Here is a 20,933-nt window from a genome sequence, read left to right on the forward strand (position 1 = left end):
GTGGGGATGGTCGTTACTGGTTGGCGCAGGTCGACGCGGGGGCGCCGTCCAGCCAGGGCAGGTCGTGGCCCATGCGGTCGCGCTTGGTGCGCAGGTAGCGCAGGTTGTGCTCGCCGGCCTGGACGGGCATGGGTTCCCGGCCGGTGACGGCGAGTCCGTGGCGGACGACGGCCGCGGTCTTGTCGGGGTTGTTGGTCATCAGCCGCAGGCTGCGCACGCCGAGGTCCGCGAGGATCTGGGCGCCCGCCGCGTAGTCGCGGGCGTCGGCGGGCAGGCCGAGCTCCAGGTTGGCGTCGAGGGTGTCCACGCCGCGCTCCTGGAGTTCGTACGCGCGCAGCTTGGAGAGCAGGCCGATGCCGCGTCCCTCGTGGCCGCGCAGGTAGACGACGACGCCCCGGCCCTGCTCGGTGATGCGCCGCATGGAGGCGTGCAGCTGGGGACCGCAGTCGCAGCGCTGGGACTGGAAGATGTCGCCGGTCAGGCACTCGGAGTGGATCCGGACGAGGACGTCCTCGCCGTCGCCGATGTCGCCGTGGACCAGGGCGACGTGTTCGACGCCGTCGACGCTGGAGCGGTAGCCGTACGCGGTGAAGTCGCCGAACGCGGTGGGCAGCCGGGTCTCGGCCTCGCGGCGGACGGTCGGCTCGTTGCTGCGGCGGTAGGCGATCAGGTCCTCGATGGAGATGATCGTCAGGCCGTGCTTGCGGGCGAAGGGGATCAGCTCGGGCAGCCGGAGCATGACGCCGTCCTCGCCCGCGATCTCGACGATGGCCCCGGCGGGGCGGAGTCCGGCGAGCCGGGCGAGGTCGACGGCGGCCTCGGTGTGGCCGTTGCGGGCCAGGACGCCGCCGGAGCGGGCGCGCAGCGGGAAGATGTGGCCGGGCCGGACGAAGTCGCCGGGGCCGGCGACGCCGCCCGCGAGCATCCGCAGGGTGGTGGCGCGGTCGGCGGCGGAGATGCCGGTGGTGACGCCGTGCTCGGCGGAGGCGTCGACGGAGACGGTGAACGCGGTCCGCATCGATTCGGTGTTGTGCTCGACCATCTGCGGAAGGTCGAGGCGTTCCAGCTCGTCGCTCTCCATGGGAGCGCAGATGAGGCCCCGGCACTCGCTCATCATGAAGGCGACGATCTCCGGGGTGGCCTTCTCGGCGGCGATGACGAGGTCGCCCTCGTTCTCGCGGTCCTCGTCGTCCACGACGACGACGGGCCGGCCCGCGGCGATGTCGCGGACCGCCTGCTCGACCGGGTCCAGGGAGAGGTTCTCGGGGAGCGGTTCGTGGTCGGGGTGCAGCCAGGTGGGCTGGGCAGTCATGCCGTGGCTCCTTCCAGAGCGGGTGTCCGCGTACGCAGCCACCAGTCGCGCATCCCCCACAGGACGAGGGCGCCGTAAAGGACGTAGACGAAGCCGGAGAAGGCGAACCCGTTGGCGAAGTTCAGCGGGACGCCGACCAGGTCGACGAGCAGCCAGGCGAACCAGAACTCGACCATGCCGCGGGCCTGGGCGTACATCGCGACGACGGTGCCGACGAAGATGTACGCGTCCGGCCACGGGTCCCAGGACAGCGACGGGAAGGCGGTGAACAGGCCGCCGACGGCGAGGGTGCCGAGAGCGGCGGCGCCGATCAGCACGCCGCGCTCGCGCCAGGTGGCGAAGCGGACGGCTATGGAGCCGTCCTGGGCCTGCTGCTTGCCGCGGTTCCAGGACCACCAGCCCCACAGGGCGACGACGATCACGACCAGTTGCTTGCCCGCGCTGCCGGAGAGGTGCGCGGAGGCGAAGGCGACGAGCAGGATCACGCCGGAGAGGAGCTGGGCGGGCCAGGTCCAGATCGAGCGGCGCCAGCCGAGGGCCAGGGCGATCAGGCCGACGAGGTTGCCGATCATGTCCGACCACTTGATGTGCTGGCCGAACACGGTGAAGGCCTCGGAGTTGAGCCAGTTCGCCGCGTTCATCGCGGGTCCTGTCCGGCCCGGTCGCCGAGCAGCCGCTCGACGTACTTGGCGAGGACGTCCACCTCCAGGTTGACCGGGTCGCCGGGCTGCTTGCGGCCGAGCGTGGTCAGGGCGAGGGTGGTGGGGATGAGGCTGATGGTGAAGTGGTCGGCCGCCGCGTCCACGACGGTCAGGCTGACGCCGTCGACGGTGATGGAGCCCTTCTCCACGACGTACCGGGTGAGCTCGGGCGGCAGGGAGACCTTGACGATCTCCCAGTGCTCGGAGGGGGTGCGCTCCACGATGGTGCCGGTGCCGTCCACATGGCCCTGGACGATGTGTCCGCCGAGCCGGCCGCCGAGCGCCATCGGGCGCTCCAGGTTGACCCGGGAGCCGGTGGTGAGCGCGCCGAGGCTGGAGCGCTTCAGTGTCTCGGCCATCACGTCGGCGGTGAATTCGCCGTCCGCGGTGTCCACGACGGTGAGGCAGACGCCGTTCACCGCGATGGAGTCGCCGTGCTTGGCGCCCTCGGTGACGGCGGGGCCGCGCAGCCGGAAGCGGGAGGCGTCCGCCAGCTGCTCGACGGCGGTGACCTCACCCAGTTCTTCGACAATTCCGGTGAACACTCAGTTTCCCTTCCGAGCAGGGGCGGGGACGGCGGTGATGCGCAGATCGGGGCCGATTCGGACGGTCTCGGTCACATCGAGGCGCAACGCCCGGGAGATCGTGGAGATTCCGGCGTCGGCGAGGGCGGCGGGGCCCGCGCCGAGCAGTACCGGGGCGAGATAGCCGACGACCTTGTCGACCGTCCCGGCGGCGACGAACGCGCCGGCGAGGGTGGGCCCGCCTTCGAGGAGCACGGAGCGTACGCCCCGGGTGTGCAGGGCCCCGAGGAGGGCCGTGATGTCCAGGCCGGGGCCGGCCCCGGCGCGCGGCAGGCGCAGTACGGCGGCCTCGGGGAGGTGTCCGGCCGGGGCGTCGTCGGCGACGGCGACCAGGGTGGGCGCGGTGTCGTCCAGGACCCGGGCGCCGGGCTTCACGGCGGTGGCGTTCGTGTCGACGACGACCCGCAGCGGCTGGGTGACGCCGTCGATGCCGCGTACCGCCAGCTGGGGGTCGTCGGTGCGGGCGGTGCCGGAGCCGACGAGCACGGCGTCGGCCTCGGCGCGCAGCCGGTGGACGTCGGCGCGGGCCTCGGGCGAGGTGATCCAGCGGCTGGTGGCGTCGGCTGCGGCGATCCGGCCGTCGAGGGTGGCGGCGTACTTCCACAGGACGTACGGCCGCCCCCGGCGCACCGAGGCCAGCCAGGCGGCGTTGCCCGCCTCGGCCTCGTCCGCGAGGAGTCCCTGCTCGGCCCGGACCCCGGCGTGGCGCAGGGTGTCGCCACCGCCGGCGGCCCCCGGGGTCGGGTCGGCGACCGCGTACACGACGCGGCTGATCCCGGCGGCCAGGAGTGCCTGGGAGCAGGGGCCGGTGCGGCCGGTGTGGTCGCAGGGTTCGAGGGTGACGTAGGCGGTGGAGCCGCGGGCCCGCTCGCCGGCCGCGCGCAGGGCGTGGACCTCGGCGTGCGGCCCTCCGGCGCGCTGGTGGAAGCCTTCGCCGACGACGGCTCCGGCGGCGTCGGTGATCACACATCCGACGACCGGGTTGGGGCTGGTGGAGCCGAGACCGCGCGCCGCGAGCGTGATCGCTCGGCGCATGGCGGTGATGTCGGCTGCGGTGTCCACCGGGTCCTCCTGCCTCTTCGGGCACGGACTCCGGGGCCTGTCGATGACGACAGATAGAGCGGCTCACCAGCGGAAACGCCGAAATCCCGAGAACGGGAACGCCAGGAACGCACGGCGTCACGGGAGACTCCCGGCCATGCGTCCGCCGACGGCGGCGTACCGATGACGACCCGCCGCGCACTGCCTCCCATCCGGACTTTCACCGTCGGTCCAGGAATCTCACCTGGTCAACCGGCCGCTGGCTGCGGACGGGTCGCGGACTATAACCGCCGGTTCGGAATTGCACCGACCCCGGAGTGCGCTGCTACTGGTACGGAACCAGTCTGCCACGGACGCCTCACGGCCATGCGGGTGAGCGCTGTGGGCTGGGTCACAGGAAACCTGGCGCATTTCCGTCGGCGAGAACGCGACAACGTAGTCATCGGGACGTCACGGGGAAGCCGTCGGGAAAGTTGACGCTTAAAGGTCCAGACCTATTGACGCACTGGTCTAGTCCTCTTAATCTCTGCGTCACCTCCGAGGTTCGGTCCGGCGGTGTGCGCACACCAGGACCCCGACACGACCCACCCCCTTTTGCCAGTTGTGTTCTGCCGACCTCCCCAGGAGGAACGACCACATGCTGTCCCCCACCCGAGCGAGAGCCACCCTGCTCGCCGCCGGCGCCGCCGTCGCCGGACTGCTGATGAGCTCACTCGCCGCAGGTCCGTCGGCCGCCGCCGACCAGACCTCCTGTCGCCCCGACGGGCTCTACCAGACCCCCGGCGTCGACGTCCCCTACTGCTCCGTCTACGACGCCGACGGACGCGAGAAGATGGGCGCCGACCACAAACGGCGCGTCATCGGCTACTTCACCAACTGGCGTACCGGCAAGGACGGCAAGGACGCCTACCTGGTCCCCGACATCCCGTGGGACAAGGTCACGCACCTCAACTACGCCTTCGCGCACGTCGACGGCTCCAACAAGCTCTCGGTCGGACCCGACAGCGCCGACAACGCCTCCACCGGCATGACCTGGCCCGGTGTCGCAGGCGCGGAGATGGACCCGACGCTCCCCTACAAGGGGCACTTCAACCTGCTGACGAAGTACAAGAAGCAGCACCCGAACGTGAAGACGCTGGTCTCCGTGGGCGGTTGGGCCGAGACGGGCGGCTACTTCGGCCCCGACGGCAAGCGCGTCGACTCGGGCGGCTTCTACTCGATGGCGACCAACGCCGACGGGTCGGTCAACCAGGCGGGCATCAACACCTTCGCCGACTCGGCCGTCGACTTCATCAAGAAGTACGGCTTCAACGGCGTCGACATCGACTACGAGTACGCGACCACCATGAAGGACGCGGGCAACCCGCTGGACCACACGCTGTCCAACGGCCGCCGCGCCGGGCTGGTCAAGGGCTACGACGCCCTGATGAAGACGCTGCGCGAGAAGCTCGACCGCGCGGGCGCCGCCGACGGCAAGCACTACCTGCTGACCGTCGCCGCCCCCTCCTCCGGCTACCTGCTGCGGGGCATGGAGACGTACCAGATGCAGAAGTACCTGGACTACGTCAACATCATGTCCTACGACCTGCACGGCGCCTGGAACGAGTACGTCGGCCCGAACGCCTCCCTGTTCGACGACGGCAAGGACGCCGAACTGGCGCAGGCGAGCGTGTACTCCACCTCGCAGTACGGCGGCACCGGCTACCTCAACACCGACTGGGCCTACCACTACTTCCGCGGCTCGATGCCGGCCGGCCGGATCAACATCGGTCTGCCGTACTACACCCGCGGCTTCAAGAACGTGCAGGGCGGCACCGACGGACTGTGGGGCAAGGCGGCCACGACCGACTGCCCGGCGGGCGCGGGTCTGACCAAGTGCGGTGACGGCGCGGTCGGGATCGACAACCTCTGGCACGACAAGGACACCAACGGCAAGGAATCGCCTGCCGGTTCCAACCCGATGTGGCACGCGAAGAACCTGGAGAAGGGCATCGTCGGCGACTACGTCACCGACTACGGCTTCCCCGCGAACACCCAGCTGACCGGCACGTACGTCCGTAAGTACGACTCCACTCTGGTCGCCCCGTGGCTGTGGAACGCCCAGAAGAAGGTCTTCCTCTCCACCGAGGACGAGCAGTCGGTGAAGGCCAAGGCCGACTACGTCGTGGACAAGGGCATCGGCGGCACGATGATCTGGGAGCTGGCGGGCGACTACCAGTGGAACGCGGCCAAGGGCCAGTACGAGACCGGCTCCACGCTGACCACCGCGATGTACGACGCGTTCAAGTCGGCCACCCCGTACGGCGCGAAGCGCTCCACGATCGACCTGCCCACCCAGGCCGTGAACATCGACGTCTCCTTCGGACAGTTCCCGCTGGGCGACTCCAACTACCCGATCAGCCCCAAGCTGAAGATCACCAACCGGACCCAGGCCACGCTGCCCGGCGGTACGGAGTTCCAGTTCGACTACTCCACCTCCGCGCCGGCCAACGCCAAGGACCAGTCCGGCTTCGGCACGACGATCATCCGCAGCGACCACACGGCGGCCAACAACATCGGCGGCCTCAAGGGCGACTACAACCGCGTCTCGCTGAAGCTCCCGGCCTGGCAGACGCTCGCCCCCGGCGCCTCGGTGGAGCTGGACTTCGTCTACTACCTGCCGACCTCCACACCGTCGAACTGGACCGTGACCTTCGGCGGGAAGTCCTACTCCCTCGCCGGTGACCTGGCGCGCGGCACCACCGTCGTCGAGCCCGGCACCGGGACCGGCCCGACGCCGACCCCGACGCCGGACCCGACCGGCCCGACGCCGACGCCGACCCCGACGCAGCCGGGCGGCAGTTGCCCGGCCCCGGCCTGGAACGCGGCCACCGAGTACGGCGGCGGCACCACCGTCAGCCACAACGGCCACCAGTGGAAGGCCTCGTGGTGGACGAAGGGCGAGACGCCCGGATCCGCCGGCCAGTGGGGCGCCTGGAAGGACCTCGGCGCCTGCTGACCCCTCCCCCGACCGCCCGGCGGTGAACGGCTCTACCCCCTGTTCACCACCGGGCGACCGGCCCCGGCAACACCCCGGCCCCGGCGTCCACCGCCGGGGCCGGTGGCGTTGCCGGGGCCGCCGACGGACCACGAGCGCTTCTCCGGCGGGCCCGACCCCGCTCTGGCAGGCTGGCACCATGACGACGATTCTGGTCACCGGCGCCACCGGAACCCTCGGCCGGCAGGTCTCGGAACGGCTGCGCACCGCAGGGGCCGACGTCCGCGGTCTCAGCCGCCGCTCCCCCTCGTACGCCGTCGATCTGCGCGACGGCAAGGGCCTGGACGCGGCGGTCGAGGGGGCGGACGCGATCGTGCACTGCGCCTCGACCCCGCGCGGCGGCGACGACCGGGCGGCGGGGTTCCTCATCGACGCGGCGAAGCGGGCCGGGACACCCCATCTGCTCTACATCTCGATCGTGGGCGTGGACCGGCTGCCGCTGGGCTACTACACGGTCAAGCGCCGGGTCGAGCGGATGATCGAGGACTCCGGGCTCGGCTCGACGATCCTGCGGACCACGCAGTTCCACGACCTGGTCCTGCGCATCCTCTCCGGCGCGGCGAAGCTGCCCGTGCTGCCGGTGCCGTCCGGTGTCCGGGTCCAGCCGGTCGACAGCGGCGAGGTCGCCGACCGGCTGGCGGCCCTGGCGCTGGGCGAACCGGCGGGCCGGGTGCCCGACCTGGGCGGCCCCGAGGTCCGCGCGTTCACGGACCTGGCCGGGGCGTTCCTGCGGGCCGGCGGACGCAAGCGGCGCGTGGTGCCGGTCCGGCTGGCCGGCCAGGCGTACGCGGGCTACCGCCGCGGCGACCACCTGGCCCCGGGGCACGCCGTGGGAACCGTGACGTTCGAGGAGTTCCTCGACCGGCGCCACCGCCACCCGGCCTGAGCCGGACCGGTCCGCAGGCCGCCTGCGGACCTCCGGGCCGGCCGGTCAGCCCTCCGGGGCGAACAGCGCGTCCTGCGCCGCGTCCCGGGCGGTGATCAGCGCGCCGCGCAGCACGGCCCCGTCGCCCAGCGAACCGGCCCGGACCTCGGTCCGCAGGGGCGACATCGCGGCCAGCCGCTCCTCGACCCGGGCGGCGAGCGCGGCGCCGCCCGCGTGGCCGACGGCCCCCGCGAGCAGGACGCAGCCGGGGTCCAGCACCGAGACGACGGCGGCGGCGCCGAGGGCGAGGCGGTCCGCCAGCTCCTTCAGGAAGGGCTCGCCCGCCTCCCCCGCCCCCAGGGCGGTCCGCACCGCGTCCACGGCGGCCGCCTCCTCCCGGCCGTCGGCCACCGCGCCGAGGTCCAGGAGGCCGTGCGCGGCGGCGAGTTCGCACAGCGCGGCGGAGCCGGCCAGCGAGTGGAAGCCGCCGTCGCAGTTGACCGCCGAGGGTAGCCCGCTCACTCCGGGGACGGGGAGGAAACCGATCTCCCCCGCACCGCCGGACGCGCCCTGACGCAGCTTGCCGTCCAGCATGACGGCGGCCCCGATCCCCTGGCCGAGCCAGAGCAGGACGAAGGTCTCCCGGTCGCGGGCGGCGCCCGCCCGGTGTTCCGCGACGGCCGCGAGGTTGGTCTCGTTCTCCACCAGGACGGTGGCGGGCAGCCGCCGCTGGAGCTCCCGGACCAGGCCCCGGTGCCAGGCGGGCAGTCCGGTGCTGTCGCGCAGTTCGCCGGTGACGGGGTCGATCAGCCCCGGCGCTCCGACCCCGACGCTGTGCAGCGGGACGGACCCGGCCGCGCGGGCGGTGCGCTCCAGAAGGGCGGCGGCCCGCTCGACGGCCGGTTCGGTGCCGGTGTCGCTGCCGATCGGCAGGGAGCCCTCGGCGAGCGTGGCCCCCAGCAGGTCGGTGACGACCACGCTGACGCTTCCGAGCCGCACGTCGAGCGCCGCGAGATGGGCCCGGTCGGCGACGATCCCGTACAGCTTGGCGTTGGGCCCGCGGCGGACGGCCCCGGATTCGCCCACGACCTGGATCAGCCCGGCCCCCTGGAGCCGTTCGACGAGGTCGGCGACGGTCGGACGGGAGAGTCCGGTCAGCGTCTTGAGCTGGGTGGCCGTCAGCGGGCCGTCCTGCTGGAGCAGCCGCAGCGCGAGCCGGTCGTTGATGGCCCGAGCCGTGCTCGGTGATGCGGGCATAGCGGGATCCTTCCAGATCGCCGCCCCACCGTTTTCCGGGGCCGCGAAGTGACGGCTATTTATCAGGCAGGGTTCCTGATAGTTTACGCCCCGCATCGTCGCACGGGAGCGCCGGGACCGCCGGCATCCGAGATTTCCCAGGGGAGGGACACGACGGCATGAGAGACGACCCGACCGTCACGGTCTACAGCACGGAGCAGGTGAAGCGGGCGCGGATCGCCATCGCCGCGGTCTTCACCGTCCACGGGGCGGTGACCGGCAGTTTCGCGACCCGGGTGCCGTGGATCCAGGATCACGCCGGAGTGAGCGCGGGCCAGCTCGGCCTGGCGCTGGCCTTCCCGGCGATCGGCGCGTCGATCGCGATGCCGCTCGCCGGCCGGATCAGCCACCGGTTCGGTGCGCGGACCGCCCTGCGCGGGCTGCTGGCGCTGTGGACGCTGGCACTGATCCTGCCCGCGCTCGCGCCGAGCCTGGTCGCGCTGTGCGCGGCGCTCTTCGTCTACGGGGCGACGGCCGGGATGTCCGACGTCGCGATGAACGCCCTGGGCATCGAGGTGGAGAACCGTCTCGACAAGTCGATCATGTCGGGCCTGCACGGCATGTGGAGCGTGGGCGCGCTGATCGGTTCGGCGGCGGGCACCGTCGCCGCGCACACCGCGACCGATGCCCGACTGCACCACGCCATCGCCGCCCTGCTGCTCACGACCGCCGGGCTGATCGCCTGCCGGGGCGTCCTCGATCTCCAGAGCCGCCCGGACGAGGAGCCGCCGCCGCGTTTCACGCTGCCGCCGAAGTCGGCGCTGATCATCGGGGCGATCGGGTTCTGCGCGGTGTTCGCGGAAGGCGCCAGCCTGGACTGGTCGGCGGTCTACCTGCGGGACGTCCTGGACAGTTCGGACGGCCTCGCCGCGGCGTCCACCACGGCGTTCACCCTGACGATGGCCCTGGCCCGGATCGCCGGGGACCGGATCGTCGACCGGTTCGGCGCGGTCCGCACGGTGCGGACCGGCGGGCTGATGGCCACCGCGGGCGGGCTGCTGGTCGTGTTCTCGCCCTCCCCCGCGGCCGCGATGTGCGGCTTCGCGCTGCTGGGCCTCGGTGTGGCGGTCGTGGTCCCGCTGGCCTTCGCGGCGGCGGGGCGCAGCGGGCCGAACCCGAGTCAGGCCATCGCGGGCGTCGCCACCATCACGTACACCTCCAGCCTGATCGCCCCCTCCGCGATCGGCTCGCTGGCCGAGGCCACCTCCCTGGTGGTGTCGTTCGGCGTGGTGACGGCGCTGGCCTTCGGCCTGGTGCTGGGCGCCGGGGTGCTGCGGTCGGCAGACCGCAAGGTCACCGGTTCGGCGGCCGAAAGCGGTACGACGACGAAGAGCGCGACCGGGAGCTGACGGGGCGGGGCGGCGGCGCGCACGGGGCGCCGCCGCCCGGGACGCGGTACGGCGGCGCGCGGCGGGTGACCTCCGCGCGGCCGCCGCTCACCGCACCACTACCATGGCGCTGATCTTTTCCGCAGGTGAACACCGAACACCGGGTCGCAGACCGGCCGGCACACCGAGCAGACCTTCAGGGAGCAACCATGAGCCTCGGCGTGCGCTGGACCTTGCACGGCGACGGGAAGACACCGGCGCCCGGGGCGGTGGTGCGGCCCGACGAGCGGCTCTCCTGGCCCCGTACGTTCGGACTCGGCGCACAGCACGTGGTCGCGATGTTCGGGGCGTCGTTCGTCGCTCCGGTCCTGATGGGCCTGGACCCCAACCTCGCGATCATGATGTCCGGCGTCGCGACCGCGATCTTCCTGCTGGCGACCAAGGGCCGGGTGCCCAGCTATCTGGGCTGCTCGCTCTCCTTCGTCGGCGTCGCGGCCACGATCCGGGCGAGCGGCAGCGATGCCGCCACCATCACGGGCGCGGTGTTCGTGGTCGCGGTGGCCCTCTTCCTCGTGGGTCTCGCCGTCCAGCGGTTCGGCGCGCGGATCATCCACGCGGCGATGCCGCCGGTGGTGACGGGCGCGGTGGTGATGCTGATCGGCTTCAACCTCGCGCCGGTGACCGCCTCCACGTACTGGCCGCAGGACCAGTGGACGGCGCTCGCGGTGATGCTGTTCACCGGACTCGCCGTGGTCTGCCTGCGCGGCTTCCTCTCCCGCATCGCGATCTTCCTCGGGCTCGTCTTCGGATACGCGCTGTCCTGGGTCCTCGACCTGGTGTTCGGCAAGATCCACTCCCCGCTGGGCGGTGGCACCGCCACCGACCACTGGCGCCTGAACCTGTCCGCCGTCGGCGAGGCCGACTGGATCGGGCTGCCGTCCTTCCACGCGCCGAGCTTCGAGTGGTCCGCGATCCTGGTGGCACTGCCCGTGGTGATCGCGCTGGTCGCGGAGAACGCCGGCCATGTGAAGGCCGTGGGCGAGATGACCGGGGACTCCCTGGACGACAAGCTCGGCACCGCCATCGCGGCGGACGGCGCGGCGTCGATGCTCTCCACCGCCGTGGGCGGGCCGCCCAACACCACGTACTCCGAGAACATCGGCGTGATGGCCGCGACCCGCGTCTATTCCACCGCGGCGTACTGGGCGGCGGCCTGCTTCGCGCTGCTCTTCGGCCTGTGCCCCAAGTTCGGTGCGGTCGTCGCCGCGATCCCGGGCGGGGTGCTCGGCGGGATCACCGTGATCCTGTACGGGATGATCGGCCTGCTCGGTGCGCAGATCTGGCTCAACGGCCGGGTGGACCTGCGCAATCCGCTCAACCTCGTCCCGGCCGCCGCGGGCATCATCATCGGCGTGGGCGGGGTCACCCTGAAGATCACCGACAACTTCGAACTGGGCGGCATCGCGCTCGGCACGATCGTCGTGATCACCGGCTACCACGTGCTGCGGGCCTTCGCCCCGGCGCACCTCAAGACGCAGGAACCGCTGCTGGACTCCGGCACCTCCGCGTACGACGAGCGCTCGGACGAAGCGGGCGCTCACGGCGGGTCCTCCGGCGACACGGGCGCGGGGCCCGGAAAGGCCTGATCCGGCGGGCACGCTGCTCCCGGACCACGGGCGCCGAGTCCCTTTTCCGGCACCGCCGTTCGTCCGTTCCGTTGAAACTCCGGCCGGTCGGCTCCGTGGCGGGCCCCGGGCTGGGACGCTCCGCGCATGACGCAGATCGAGCAGTCCGCAGTCCCGGCCGACGCCGGCGCCCTGCCGACGGGCGAGTCCCCGGTGATCGAACGCATGCGGGGACTGCGTTCCCGGTGGCCGTCCGGGAGCGGGGTCGCGGTCTTCAACGAGGCATATCTGGGCGTCGTGGAGGGGGCAGGCCCGGACTTCGGCGGGCGCGGCCCCGACGACCGTGACGCCGCCCCGCTGGGCGTGCGCTGCGCCGAGCGCTATCTGTCGGCCGTGGAGACGGCGACGGCGGGCGGCCGGCCGCCGGAGTGCTGGCGCCCGCTGCTCCCGTACCGTCGCCATCCCGGCGTACGCCCGCTGCAGTTCGCGCTGAGCGGCCTGCAGGCGCACATCGGGCACGACCTGGTCCTGGCGGTGGTGGACCGCTGCCATGCGCTCGGCTGCGCTCCGCCGGACCTCGACGGGGAGTTCGAGCGCATGGGCGATCTCCTCGTGTCGCTGGAGGAGCGGATCCACGAGGATCTGATGCCGGGGCCCGAGCTGCTGGGGATCGCGGACCCGCTGACCCACCTGGTGAGTTCCTGGAGCCTGGAGCGGGCCCGCGAGGCGGCCTGGTCGGCGGCCCGGATCCTCTGGCGGCTGCGCGGATTTCCCTCGCTGGCCGAGGAGTTCAGGCAGCGGACCGACGCGGGCGCGGGCCTGGTGGGGCGCTTTCTGCTCACCCCCTGCCACTGACGCCCGCGCCGCTCCCGGCCCCCGCTCAGTCCTCGGGGAGTTCCACCGGGGCGATCTCGTCGAAGACGTCGCCGGGCCCGGGGTTGGTCGCGTCGGTCGCCCCGCCGAACTGGTGCATGACGCCCCACACGGCGTTCAGCGCGGTCTGCACGGCGCCCTCGGCCCAGCCGGCCGTCCAGGAGATGTCGTCCCCGGCGAGGAAGAGGCCCCGCTTGTCCTCGGGCAGCCGGTCCTGCATGAAGTGGGTGAACAGCCGCCGCTGGTAGCGGTAGTGGCCGGGCAGGTTCGCCTTGAACGCGCCCATGAACCAGGGCTCGTTCTCCCAGGAGACGGTGACCGGGTTGCCGATGATGTGGCTCCGGACGTCGACGTTCGGGTAGATCTCGCCGAGCGACTTGAGCATGACCTCCATACGCTCCTTCGGGGAGAGCGGCAGCCACTTCAGGCTGTCGTCGCACCACGTGTAGGAGAGGCAGATGACGGCGGGCCTGTCCGGGCCGTCGTCCAGGAGGTACGTGCCCCGGGTCATCCGGTCGGTGAGCGTCATCGACATGGTGTCGCGGCCGGTGGTCGCGTCCTTGTCCAGCCAGAACGGCCGGTCGACCGGGACGAACAGCTTGGACGACTCCATGTAGTGGGTGCGCTCCATCGCCGTCCAGTGGTCGATCGGGAAGAGCGCGTCGTCGCAGTCGATCTTGGAGAGCAGCAGCCAGGACTGGCCGGTGAAGACCGCGGCCCGGAAGGTGCGGATGTCGCCGGTGGCGTCGGTGACCGTGATGCGGTTGCCCGCGGTACGGGTCATCCGGGTCACGGCGCCTCGCGGCTCGCCGTCGTGCAGGGAGGACAGCGAGGTGCCGAGCGGCCAGTGGACGATCTTCTGCGGCTCGCGGTCCCACAGGCGCAGCGGGAGCTGCTGGCTGCCGCCGACGATGCCGCGGTGGTGGTCGTCGGCCTCGGTGTAGACGACGCGCAGGATCTCCAGGATGGAGTTGGGGAAGTCGGTGTCCCAGCCGCCGGTGCCGAAGCCGACCTGGCCGAAGATCTCACGGTGCCGGAAGGACTTGAAGGCGTCGGAGTCGCAGAGGAAGCCGTAGAAGGTCTGGTTGTCGAGCCGTTCGACGAGCTGCGACCAGATCTCCCGGATGCGCGGGACGTCGCGCTCGCGCAGCGCCCGGTTCATGTCGGAGAAGTCGGCGCCCTCCTCCAGACAGGCGTTCCAGGCCTCGGCCACGTCTCGGTAGACCTGCGGCAGGTCGTCGATGGTCTCGGCGTAGTGCGACTCGCCCTTGAGGTCCACGACGGTCGAGGGCGTGGCCGGGGAGAGCGGGTTGGGGAAGGGCCGGGTCTCCAGGCCCACCAGGTCGATGTAGTGCTGGAGCGCCGTGGAGGAGGGCGGGAAGCGCATCGCGCCCATCTCGGCGGTGAGCGAGGGGTCGCAGCCGTCGAAGCCGACGGTACGCAGCCGGCCGCCGATCTGATCGGCCTCGTAGACGACGGGCTTGAGGCCCATCTTCATCAGCTCGTACGCGGCGATGATCCCGGAGAGCCCGCCGCCGATGACGGCGACCTCCTGGCCGTGCTCGGTCGCGGGTATCTGCCCGAGGCCCGCCGGATGGGCGAGGAAGTCGTCGTACGCGTACGGGAAGTCCGGCCCGAACATGGTGATCGGCGGGGCGGCCGCGTCGGTGTGCTGGACGGCGTTGGGCACCGTGGACGTCATGGGGTACGGACTCCTTGCGCGATGACTCTGGGGTGGGGCAGCCGAGGGGGCGGGCTCAGGCGAGGGAGCCGTAGAGGCCGGGGCGGCGGTCTTCGAGGTACGGGTTGGCGGCGCGCGAGGCGGTCAGGAACTCCGGGTCCACCTCGCCGACGACGAGTTCCTCGCCGCGTCCGGCGCGGGTGCGCACGGTGCCGTCGGGGCCGGCCAGGCAGCTGAGCCCGACGAACTCGAACTCGCCTTCCGGGCCGGTGCGGTTGACGTACGCCACGTACATCTGGCTCTCGAAGGCCCGTACGGGGACGACGGATTCGGCGACGAACTGGAAGGGGTGCATCTGCGCGGTGGGCACCAGCAGCAGATCGGTACCGGCCAGGGCGTGCGCCCGGACGTTCTCCGGGAACTCGACGTCGTAGCAGATCAGCAGGCCGATGCGGATGCCGTCGAGCTCGGCCTGGACGACCGCCCGGTCGCCGGGGGTGAACCACTCCCGCTCGAAGCAGCCGAACAGGTGGGTCTTGCGGTAGTTCGCGAGCCGGGCCCCGTCGGGGCCGATGAGCTGGGCCGCGTTGAAGATCCGCTCCCCGTCGCGCTCCGGGTAGCCGTAGAGGACCGCGAGGCCGTGGCGTACGGCGATCTCGGCGACGGCCTCGGCGCCGGGGCCGTCGGCGGGCTCGGCCAGCTCGGGGACGGCGTCGCCGATGGCGTATCCGGTGAGGAACAGTTCGGAGGTGACCAGCAGCCGGGCCCCCGCGCCGGCGGCCCGTGCGGCGGCCTCCTCCAGCGTCTTCAGGTTCTCGGTGACGACACCCGGGCGTCCGGAGCTCTGGAGCAGGGCGGTGCGCAACGACGGCATGGCTGACCTCGGGCGGTGCGGGCGGGGTGGGGAGACGTATCGAAGGTACGTGGCCCGGATCGGCCCGGACAAGGCGCGAGTGTTGCGCGTCGACCGTTGATTCGTTGCGCCGGGAGGGCTTGGCGCGACGAATCGTTGCGTGGGGCGTCGTCGCAGGTCAGCGGGGTGATGTGCGCCACTGTGCGCGGGACACTTCCGCTCCGGGTGGAAACATGCATGGGGCAGCAGTGCTGGACGCTCATCGGTGAACGCGGCCGCGTTCGTCGAGACGGCAGAGCGTGGTCGGACAGGCATCGCCGCGCAGACGCAGCGGACGTCGAACGTGGCGACGGTCGTGGTTCCGGTCCCCCTCCAGTCGCTCTTCCGCGCGCTCAGTCCGGCAGTTCCATGAGCCGACGCCACGTTCTGTTGCCGACCATGCCGTCCGCCGCCAGGCCGTTGCTCGCCTGGAACCACCGTGCGGCCTCGGCGCTGCGAGGTCCGAAGTTCCCGTCGACGACTCAGGACCAGAATGGGATCCACGCATCGTGGCCGACGGGCATCCGCAGAACGGCTCGCGCGGCGCCACACGGTGCAATTTCCGATTTCGCAGCCCGTGTCCAGCAGGCCCGATCCGAAGAGGTCTGCCCGCGGATACCGAAAGCTTTCCCTGGGACAGCATGGTTGCCTCGTCAATTGTCCGGTTCGAGAAGCCATATGAGGCCCGGACGGTCAGCCGCGTCGGCCGCTGTCCCGCACGCGCACCACTTGTCCCGTCGGCTTGCCGGGTGGCGAAAACGTAGAAGACTTGGCTATGAAGGCGAACACGATGAGAGGCAGTCATGTTCTCTCGTTCCGAACACCAATCTCCTGCCGATGGGTCTTCGCTACGAGCGCCGCATGTGATGCGTTCGGCGGCATTGGCACTCGTCGTCTTCGTCGCCCTGTTCGCCGTGATCCGCGCTGTCGGCGGCCAGGGAGACAAGTGGCAGGCGACGGGCTGGATGAACGCCGTCGCGGTACCTGCCGAGTGGTTCATGCAGTTCGTCGAGGGTGCCTCCCGCCTGGTGAAGGGAGGCAGCGAGGGCGCTTCGCTCAGCGCCCGGCTCGGTTGTCTGCTGCTTCTCATCCTGCTGTTCGTGGCGCTCCGGCGCTGGATGCTGATGTATTACGCCCACAAACCCGGTGCCGTGGACGTGAAGAAGCTCGTTTCCTCCGCTCCGGGCATGGAGCATCAACTGGAGGGACTTTCGGCGCAGTTGCGCAAGCAGCTGTCGGAAACGAACCTCTACCCTCCGACGGCCCTGCCCGCGGAAGCGCCGGCTGACAACTTTCTCGATCTGCTCGGTGACGTCGACCTCGAACCCAAGAAGCTGGGCACGAGCCTGCTCCGCCTCTTCAGCCGCCTGCGGCCGAAGATCGCCTACACGGTTCGAGGAGTCCTCCGGCAACGCGAACAGGAGCCTGGTTTCGGTGTCACCGTCACGGTCACCTCCTACGCGATCCGGGGCAGTCGCACGGAATCCATCTGGAGCGCGGCATGGGAGGACGCGATACAGGAGGCGGGATACTGGGTGATGGCAACGCTGGTGCCCGTCACCCGGGCCGGCCGGCGCCCTCCCTGGCAGGGATGGCGCGGCAGAGACCTGCCGCCCGAGCTGTTCGCCGCCTACCAGCAGGCTCGGGAACTCAGCCAGGAGCGGAAGTTCGACGACGCGCTGGACCGCTACTACGAGGCGTTGCGGCTCGACCCGACCAACCTCTACCTCCGCACGCAGATCGCCGGGATACAGGAGCAGCTCTGGCTTCACCTGGATGCTTTGGAGACCTACTACGGAGCCGTCCTTCTGGACGGACAGAACAGCGCGCAGCGCGACGCACGGTCGGCAAGGCGCTCCTGGGATCCGCGCCGGACCCTCCGGCATCGCTACGGATGGTGGCGAAGCGGCCTCCTGGAGGCGCGATACCGCTACGCCGTCGTCCTCGGGGTGGCGGAAAGGACCGCCGACCAGTGGTGCAAGGTCGACGATCCACCGTGCCCGCGGCGGGCGCACGCCCGGAAGGAGATCCGGCAGGCTCTGGCCCCCGCTCTCGCCGCACGGCACTGGCGTGTCCTCACCGGTCTCACGCCACCTGGCCGCGACAGGCCGTTCGGGCCGGACCAGGAAGGAATCGCCAGGCAGTGGCTCGAGACGGAACTCGGCGAGGAGCGGCGTCGGTATCCGATCGTCCGTGAGATCTTCCAGCTGGCCTGCAGGGAGGAGATGCGCCAACTCGCCGCGGACTATCCCCGCATGATCCGCCTCCGGCACCCCTTCGTCCGGGCTCACGGAACACTCACCCGGACCTCCCTGCGGCTCAACCGGGATGTCTGGGCACCCCTGCGACTGGCCTGGGCCCACGAGGACGCGGAACGTGACGGCATGGAGCACCTGGAGAACCCGCTGTCCTGGCCCTCGTCCGCGGAGACGCTCGTGCGCGGGACGAAGAGGGCCAGAGGCGCCTTCCACGAAGTGCGCCGATGCCTGTCCGGCGGCTGGCGTCTGTGGCAGGACAACTACAACGCCGCGTGTGTGTACGCGGTGGCGATGAACGGAGCCAAGGGGCAGTCGGGGAGTCAGAGACGCAGAGCCCTTGCCGACCTGGCCGTGGACGAACTGGAGGGCGCGGCGCACGCCGATGTGAGCGGCTTTCATCCGGTGACGCGGTCGTGGCTGCTCATCGAGGACCCGGATCTGGAGAAGCTGCGCCAGGAGAGCCGGTTCATCCGTTTCGAGCGGGAGACGTATCCCCATGCCGCGCCGGACCGTCATCGGCCCGAGCGACCTCTGCGGCCGGAGATGAAGGCCTACGACAGGCAGTTGCTGAACGGATGCGCCGCGGTCATGGAGCACACGTGGCGTCTCAGGCGCGGGCAGCTGCCCGTCGAGGCGTACGTCCTCGGCGAGTGGTTCGCCGGCGAGGGCGAGCTCTGGCGGTGCGTGGACCGCATTGCCGCGAACCAGGGGCGCAACTGGCGTGACCGCGAGAGACTCCTGCAGCGTGTCAGGGAGGTCGCCGACAGCAGGCTGCTGGTCAAGTGCGGGCTGCCGTCGAGGCTGCCCGAGATGGACGACCTGCTGGACGACGCGGCCTGGGACACACTCGACGGCGTGCAGGAGAGCATCAAGAGCTTCGAGGAGACGTTCGAGAAGCGCCTCTCGGAGTTGGACTCTGCCGTGGCGGTGCGGCCCAACGGTTCGGCCAACCACCGGTCCCCGATCCTGCTCAGTGCTCAGTGGCTGGCCGCCGTGCGGCAGAACGGCGCATCGCCGGCCTTCGTCAAGAAGGCCGCTGCCCATCAGGCGTGCTCGGACTACGAGACCGCGTGGCGGGCCGTACGCGATCTCCTCGACCCCGATGCGAGCGCCACGGCGCTCTCGGACGCGCTGGAGCGCTTCCACGCGCCCCACGGCACATGGCAGGTGCTTGCTGTGATCAGAACGAGCGGGCCCCACGGCCTCCGGCGAGCCGGCTGACCGGCCGCAACACGTTTCAGACGGGCGGCGCCTCCGCCGAGTACCTGCGCAGCAGCGGTGAGAGCACCAGGACCGACTTGGTGCGCTCGACGTACGGCTCCCCCGCGATCCGCTCCAGGACCTGTTCGAAGTGGCGCATGTCGGCGGCGAAGACCTGCACCACCGCGTCCGCCTCCCCGGTCACCGTCGAGGCCGAGGCGATCTCCGGGTAGCGGGCGAGGCCCTGCTTGATGGCGTCCGGGGAGGTGTTGCGGCTGCAGTAGATCTCGATGAAGCCCTCGGTCTCCCAGCCGAGCGCCGCCGGGTCGACCCGCACGGTGAAGCCGGTGATCGCCCCCTCGGCCCGCAGCCGGTCGACGCGGCGTTTCACTGCGGGGGCGGAGAGGCCGACGATCGCGCCGATGTCGGCGTAGGAGCGCCGGGCGTCTTCGGCGAGGGCGTGGACGATGCGTTCGTCGAGGTCGTTCAGGCGCACGTCGGGCGGTTCACTTCTCTGCGGTGGGTCGGCTTGCGGGAGGCGGAGCGTGCCGCCTCCCGCAGTAGACCATGCCCCGCCGCCGCGGGCGCGCCCGGCGCGATGGCCCCCGCCCGGCCGGGACCGGGCGGGAGGCGATCAGAAGGGGAACTGCGAGCGGCCGTGCTGGATGGAGATCCACTTCTGGGTGGTGAAGGCCTCGACCATCGAGTCGCCGTTCAGCCGGCCGAGGCCGGAGCTCTTCTCGCCGCCGAAGGGGACGATCGGCTCGTCGTGGACGGTGCCGTCGTTGATGTGGATCATGCCGGTGTGGATGCGCTGCCCGACCCGCACCCCGCGCTCGATGTTGCCGGTGTGGACGGCGCCGCTGAGGCCGTACGGGGTGTCGTTGGCGATGCGGACGGCCTCGTCCTCACCGTCGAAGGGCACCAGCAGGGCGACGGGGCCGAAGATCTCCTGGTGCAGGACGGGCGAGTCGGCGGCGAGGCCGGTCAGCACGGAGGGGCTGACCAGGTTGCCGTCGGCGCGGCCGTGCAGGAGGGCCGTCGCCCCGGCGGCCACGGTCTGGTCGACGAGCTTGGAGATGGACTCGGCCTGCGAGGAGTTGATCAGCGGGCCGATCTGGGTGGCCGGGTCGGCCGGGTCGCCGACGGTGAGCGAGGCGACCTTGGCGACGAACTTCTCGGTGAACTCCGCCTCCACGGCGCGGTCGACCAGGATGCGGTTGGCGGCCATGCAGACCTGGCCCTGGTGGACGTACCGGCTGAAGACCGCCGCGTCGACGGCGTAGTCCACATCCGCGTCGTCGAGCACGATCAGGGCGCTGTTGCCGCCGAGTTCGAGGACGGCGCGCTTGAGGTTCCGGGCGCAGACGGTGGCGACGTGGCGGCCGACCTTGTCCGAGCCGGTGAAGGAGATGACCTGCGGCACGGGGTGCTCCAGCAGGGTGTCGCCGATCTCCGCGATGTCGGTGATCACGACGTTCAGCAGCCCGGCGGGCAGGCCCGCGTCCTCGAAGATCCGGGCCAGCAGGGTGCCGCCGCAGATCGGGGTGTTCTGGTGCGGCTTGAGGACGACGGCGTTGCCGAGGGCCAGCGCGGGGGCGACGGACTTGAGCGAGAGCAGGAAGGGGAAGTTGAACGGGCTGATCACACCGACGACCCCGACGGGCACACGGTAGACGCGGTTCTCCTTGCCCTCGGTCGGCGAGGGGAGGATCTGTCCGGCGGGGCGCAGCGCCAGCTGGATCGCCTCGCGGAGGAACTCCTTGGCCAGGTGCAGTTCGAAGGCGGCCTTCAGCCGGGTGCCGCCGAGTTCCGCGACAATCGCGTCGCTGATCTCCGGCTCGCGCTCCTCGACGAGGTGCAGCGCCTTCTCCAGGACGGTCCGCCTGGTGTACGGGTTGGTGTCCGCCCACGCCTGCTGGGCGCGCTCGGCGGCACGGTAGGCCTGGTCGACCTCTTCGGCGGTGGCGACCGGGATCGAGGCGAGCTTCTCCCCGTCGAACGGGTTGAAGTCGATGATGTCCCAGGACCCCTTCCCCGGCCTCCACTCGCCGTCGATGTACTGGTGGGCCAGGTCAGTGAAGAAGGACATGAGATCCCTTACCGCAGAGAGGCAGCAGCTGAGTGCGCTTCATATTACTTACTATTCAACAGAGTTGAAGCGCATACCCGACGGCCTCCCGGAGCCCGGAAACAACGCCGCCCTCGCCGGCACGAAGTACCGGCGAGGGCAGCGTTGT

At 71.1% G+C, this 20,933-nt stretch carries 15 protein-coding genes, 1 pseudogene and 1 riboswitch; of the genes and pseudogenes, 6 read left to right on the plus strand and 10 right to left on the minus strand.

The genetic code is table 11. The annotated features are described in order from the left end of the window. Positions 1-13: 13 nt before the first annotated feature. Genes IE272_RS16715 through ribD form a run of 4 tightly spaced genes read right to left on the minus strand, consistent with a single transcriptional unit; the run spans position 14 to position 3,659 of the window. Complete coding sequence (locus IE272_RS16715; protein WP_056703314.1) at positions 14-1,312, minus strand: bifunctional 3,4-dihydroxy-2-butanone-4-phosphate synthase/GTP cyclohydrolase II; 1,299 nt, start codon at positions 1,310-1,312, stop codon at positions 14-16. Then, positions 1,309-1,953 carry a nicotinamide mononucleotide transporter family protein gene (locus IE272_RS16720; protein ID WP_050359349.1) on the minus strand — a complete coding sequence of 215 codons (645 nt, stop codon included), beginning with the start codon at positions 1,951-1,953 and terminating at the stop codon, positions 1,309-1,311. Before IE272_RS16720 ends, IE272_RS16715 begins: the two co-directional genes overlap by 4 nt. Continuing rightward, a complete protein-coding gene (locus IE272_RS16725; RefSeq protein ID WP_057661619.1) occupies positions 1,950-2,558 on the minus strand; it encodes a riboflavin synthase in 609 nt (202 codons plus the stop codon). The genes IE272_RS16720 and IE272_RS16725 overlap by 4 nt, the downstream gene beginning before the upstream one ends. Further along, positions 2,559-3,659 carry a bifunctional diaminohydroxyphosphoribosylaminopyrimidine deaminase/5-amino-6-(5-phosphoribosylamino)uracil reductase RibD gene (gene ribD / locus IE272_RS16730; RefSeq protein WP_057661621.1) on the minus strand — a complete coding sequence of 367 codons (1,101 nt, stop codon included), beginning with the start codon at positions 3,657-3,659 and terminating at the stop codon, positions 2,559-2,561. A gap of 173 nt (positions 3,660-3,832) precedes the next feature. Continuing rightward, positions 3,833-3,963, minus strand: a riboswitch (FMN riboswitch). A gap of 312 nt (positions 3,964-4,275) precedes the next feature. On the opposite strand from ribD, the gene IE272_RS16735 reads away from it, so the two are divergent. After that, entirely contained in the window at positions 4,276-6,636 is a 2,361-nt protein-coding gene (locus tag IE272_RS16735) for a chitinase C-terminal domain-containing protein (RefSeq protein ID WP_050359351.1), read from the plus strand. A gap of 178 nt (positions 6,637-6,814) precedes the next feature. Then, a complete protein-coding gene (locus tag IE272_RS16740; protein ID WP_057661623.1) occupies positions 6,815-7,561 on the plus strand; it encodes an SDR family oxidoreductase in 747 nt (248 codons plus the stop codon). Positions 7,562-7,606: 45 nt separating this feature from the next. Here the strand turns inward: IE272_RS16740 and IE272_RS16745 are convergent, their stop codons facing one another. Continuing rightward, a complete protein-coding gene (locus tag IE272_RS16745; protein WP_050359352.1) occupies positions 7,607-8,797 on the minus strand; it encodes an ROK family transcriptional regulator in 1,191 nt (396 codons plus the stop codon). A gap of 158 nt (positions 8,798-8,955) precedes the next feature. Here IE272_RS16745 and IE272_RS16750 point away from each other — a divergent pair, with 158 nt between their 5' ends. The 3 genes from IE272_RS16750 to IE272_RS16760 all read left to right on the plus strand — a co-directional run bounded on the left by IE272_RS16750 (position 8,956) and on the right by IE272_RS16760 (position 12,644). Then, positions 8,956-10,185, plus strand: a complete 1,230-nt coding sequence (locus tag IE272_RS16750; RefSeq protein ID WP_190007194.1) for an MFS transporter — start codon at positions 8,956-8,958, stop codon at positions 10,183-10,185. Between the two features lie 188 nt (positions 10,186-10,373). Continuing rightward, on the plus strand, positions 10,374-11,810 hold the full coding sequence (locus IE272_RS16755) for a uracil-xanthine permease family protein (protein WP_190007195.1): 1,437 nt from the start codon (positions 10,374-10,376) through the stop codon (positions 11,808-11,810). A gap of 126 nt (positions 11,811-11,936) precedes the next feature. Next, positions 11,937-12,644 carry a DUF5995 family protein gene (locus IE272_RS16760; RefSeq protein ID WP_190007196.1) on the plus strand — a complete coding sequence of 236 codons (708 nt, stop codon included), beginning with the start codon at positions 11,937-11,939 and terminating at the stop codon, positions 12,642-12,644. A 25-nt stretch (positions 12,645-12,669) separates the two neighbouring features. On the opposite strand, the gene IE272_RS16765 is transcribed toward IE272_RS16760, so the two are convergent. From IE272_RS16765 to IE272_RS39320, 3 genes and pseudogenes are all read right to left on the minus strand, one after another. Further along, a complete protein-coding gene (locus tag IE272_RS16765) occupies positions 12,670-14,364 on the minus strand; it encodes a flavin monoamine oxidase family protein (RefSeq protein WP_057661627.1) in 1,695 nt (564 codons plus the stop codon). 55 nt (positions 14,365-14,419) lie between these two features. After that, positions 14,420-15,217 carry a carbon-nitrogen hydrolase family protein gene (locus IE272_RS16770; RefSeq protein ID WP_056703298.1) on the minus strand — a complete coding sequence of 266 codons (798 nt, stop codon included), beginning with the start codon at positions 15,215-15,217 and terminating at the stop codon, positions 14,420-14,422. A gap of 371 nt (positions 15,218-15,588) precedes the next feature. Continuing rightward, positions 15,589-15,702: pseudogene (locus tag IE272_RS39320) on the minus strand (peptidoglycan-binding domain-containing protein); the annotation flags it as partial. Positions 15,703-16,101: 399 nt separating this feature from the next. On the opposite strand from IE272_RS39320, the gene IE272_RS16780 reads away from it, so the two are divergent. Beyond that, a complete protein-coding gene (locus tag IE272_RS16780; RefSeq protein ID WP_190007197.1) occupies positions 16,102-18,714 on the plus strand; it encodes a tetratricopeptide repeat protein in 2,613 nt (870 codons plus the stop codon). Between the two features lie 16 nt (positions 18,715-18,730). Here the strand turns inward: IE272_RS16780 and IE272_RS16785 are convergent, their stop codons facing one another. Both IE272_RS16785 and IE272_RS16790 read right to left on the minus strand, forming a co-directional pair. Continuing rightward, a complete protein-coding gene (locus IE272_RS16785; protein WP_030589514.1) occupies positions 18,731-19,189 on the minus strand; it encodes an Lrp/AsnC family transcriptional regulator in 459 nt (152 codons plus the stop codon). Positions 19,190-19,327: 138 nt separating this feature from the next. Next, positions 19,328-20,785 (minus strand): aldehyde dehydrogenase family protein, encoded by a 1,458-nt coding sequence (locus IE272_RS16790; protein ID WP_050359358.1) that lies wholly within the window; start codon positions 20,783-20,785, stop codon positions 19,328-19,330. Positions 20,786-20,933 lie beyond the last annotated feature (148 nt).

It is taken from the genome of Streptomyces anulatus (assembly GCF_014650675.1).
GTDB classification, from domain to species: Bacteria; Actinomycetota; Actinomycetes; order Streptomycetales; family Streptomycetaceae; genus Streptomyces; species Streptomyces anulatus.